Source organism: Robiginitalea sp. (assembly GCF_049588695.1).
Taxonomy (GTDB): domain Bacteria; phylum Bacteroidota; class Bacteroidia; order Flavobacteriales; family Flavobacteriaceae; genus Robiginitalea.
The window spans coordinates 1-2,342 of record NZ_JBAVZJ010000543.1 but is presented as its reverse complement, the minus strand read 5'-3'; the positions used below and the strand labels follow the sequence as shown (position 1 = coordinate 2,342).

3 protein-coding genes are annotated in these 2,342 nt (G+C 47.7%); 2 read left to right on the top strand and 1 reads right to left on the bottom strand.

What is annotated here, in order from left to right; genetic code table 11:
• Position 1: 1 nt before the first annotated feature.
• Both rplU and rpmA read left to right on the top strand, forming a co-directional pair.
• Positions 2-541, top strand: a complete 540-nt coding sequence (gene rplU / locus WBV75_RS12535; protein WP_424120928.1) for a 50S ribosomal protein L21 — start codon at positions 2-4, stop codon at positions 539-541.
• Positions 542-580: 39 nt separating this feature from the next.
• Positions 581-844, top strand: coding sequence for a 50S ribosomal protein L27 (gene rpmA, locus WBV75_RS12530; protein ID WP_424120927.1), 264 nt, complete (start codon positions 581-583; stop codon positions 842-844).
• Positions 845-1,018: 174 nt separating this feature from the next.
• On the opposite strand, the gene ahcY is transcribed toward rpmA, so the two are convergent.
• A complete protein-coding gene (ahcY, locus tag WBV75_RS12525) occupies positions 1,019-2,335 on the bottom strand; it encodes an adenosylhomocysteinase (RefSeq protein WP_424120929.1) in 1,317 nt (438 codons plus the stop codon).
• Positions 2,336-2,342: the final 7 nt, after the last annotated feature.

Here is a 2,342-nt window from a genome sequence, read left to right as displayed (position 1 = left end):
GATAGCAGGGCAGCAATTTAAAGTTGCAAAAGACCAAAAGGTTTTCGTGCATCGCTTAAAGGAAGAAGAAGGAAAAAAAGTTACCTTCAGCAATGTTCTTCTGATTGGCAATGATGCATCGGTAACTGTAGGCGCCCCGGCTATAAAAGGTGCTGCCGTAGAGGCAAAAATTGTAAAGCACCTTAAGGGAGACAAGGTTATTGTCTTCAAGAAAAAGAGAAGAAAAGGATACCGGGTTAAAAACGGACATCGACAGTATCTGACTGAACTGCTGATTGAAGGAATTAAGGCTTCAGGTGCCAAGGCCGAGACTTCTGAAAAGAAGGCTCCTGCCAAGAAGAAAGCTGAGCCAGCTGCGGAAGCTCCAAAAAAGGAAGCTGCGCCAAAAGCAAAAGAGGTAAAAGCGGCTGCCCCAAAAGCAGTTGAAGATTTTAGCGGGAAAACCGTTGCAGATCTCAAGGCACTGGCCAAAGAGAAAGGTATCAGCGGGTATTCTTCCATGAAGAAAGCTGAACTCCTAAAAGCATTGACAGGTAAGTAAATAGTAACCGGGAATATTTTCCCGAAAATAGAATAGATCATGGCACATAAGAAAGGTGTTGGTAGTTCCAAAAACGGACGGGAGTCCGAATCGAAACGCCTCGGGGTTAAAATCTTCGGAGGTCAGACCGCTATTGCCGGAAACATTATCGTACGTCAAAGAGGTACGAAGCACAATGCCGGGGATAATGTCTATGTAGCAAAGGATCATACGCTGCATGCCAGGGTTGATGGAGTTGTCCGCTTTACCAAGAAAGCAGGCGGAAAATCTTTTGTATCTATTGAGCCGGTAGCTGAGGCTTAAGGTTACAGATCCCCTTATAAATATAAACCCGTTTCACCCTCAGGTGGAGCGGGTTTTTTTACGATCTATAGGGAAGGCTACAATTGGGTTTTCAGTAACTTTCACCTATATAATGAGATAAAAAAATCCCCGGGTTTTGCCCGGGGATTTGTTATTGCATTATGGTCTGGTGACTTAATACCGGTAGTACTCTGGTTTATAAGGGCCTTTTGGGTCCACACCAATATAGCTTGCCTGGTCGTCACTGAGCCGGGTTAATTCCGCCCCAAGGCGCTCCAGGTGCAATTCGGCTACCTTTTCATCCAAATGCTTGGGCAACGTATATACCTTTCGCTCATATTTTTCACCCCGCTTCCATAACTCTATTTGGGCAAGGGTCTGATTGGTAAAGCTGTTGCTCATCACAAAACTCGGATGGCCGGTAGCACACCCCAGATTTACCAGGCGCCCTTCGGCGAGAACGATGAGGTCTTTTCCGTCCAAAGTATATTTATCTACCTGCGGCTTGATTTCATCCCGTGTTTGTCCAAAGGTGCCATTGAGCCATGCCATATCGATTTCATTATCAAAATGGCCGATGTTGCAGACAATTGCCTTATCCTTCATGGCGCGGAAATGTTCCTCCCGGATAATATCTTTGTTTCCAGTTGCGGTAATGACCACGTCAGCAGTGCCCACTACAGATTCGAGCTTCCGCACTTCATAACCATCCATACAGGCTTGCAGTGCGCATATCGGGTCTATTTCAGTAACGGTAACAATCGCCCCGGCCCCTCTGAAACTCGCAGCGGTTCCCTTGCCGACATCTCCGTACCCTGCAACGACTACTCTTTTTCCTGCCAACATGGTATCTGTAGCCCGGCGAATAGCGTCCACTGCACTTTCGCGACAGCCGTATTTATTGTCAAATTTGGATTTGGTCACCGAATCGTTGACATTGATGGCAGGTACGGGCAGGGTACCGTTTTTGACCCGCTCGTACAGTCGGAGGACTCCGGTGGTGGTCTCTTCAGAAATACCTTTGATATCAGCGGCGAGTTCAGGAAAGCGATCCAGTACCATGTTGGTCAGGTCACCCCCGTCGTCGAGGATCATATTTAAAGGTTTGCGGTCTTCCCCGAAGAATAGCGTTTGTTCTATACACCAGTCGAATTCCTCCTCGCTCATCCCTTTCCAGGCATATACCGGTATTCCTGCAGCGGCAACTGCAGCCGCCGCGTGATCCTGAGTAGAGAAAATGTTACAAGAGCTCCAGGTAACATCCGCACCCAGGGCTGTCAGGGTTTCAATAAGAACAGCGGTTTGTATGGTCATATGAAGGCATCCTGCAATCCGCGCACCTTTTAAAGGCTGGGCTTCTCCGTATTCTGACCGCAGTGCCATAAGGCCGGGCATTTCGGCTTCCGCGAGTTCGATTTCCTTACGACCCCATGCCGCCAGGGAAAGATCCTTAACTTTGTAAGGAACGTATTCGATTGTTTTAGTACTCATAGTCAAT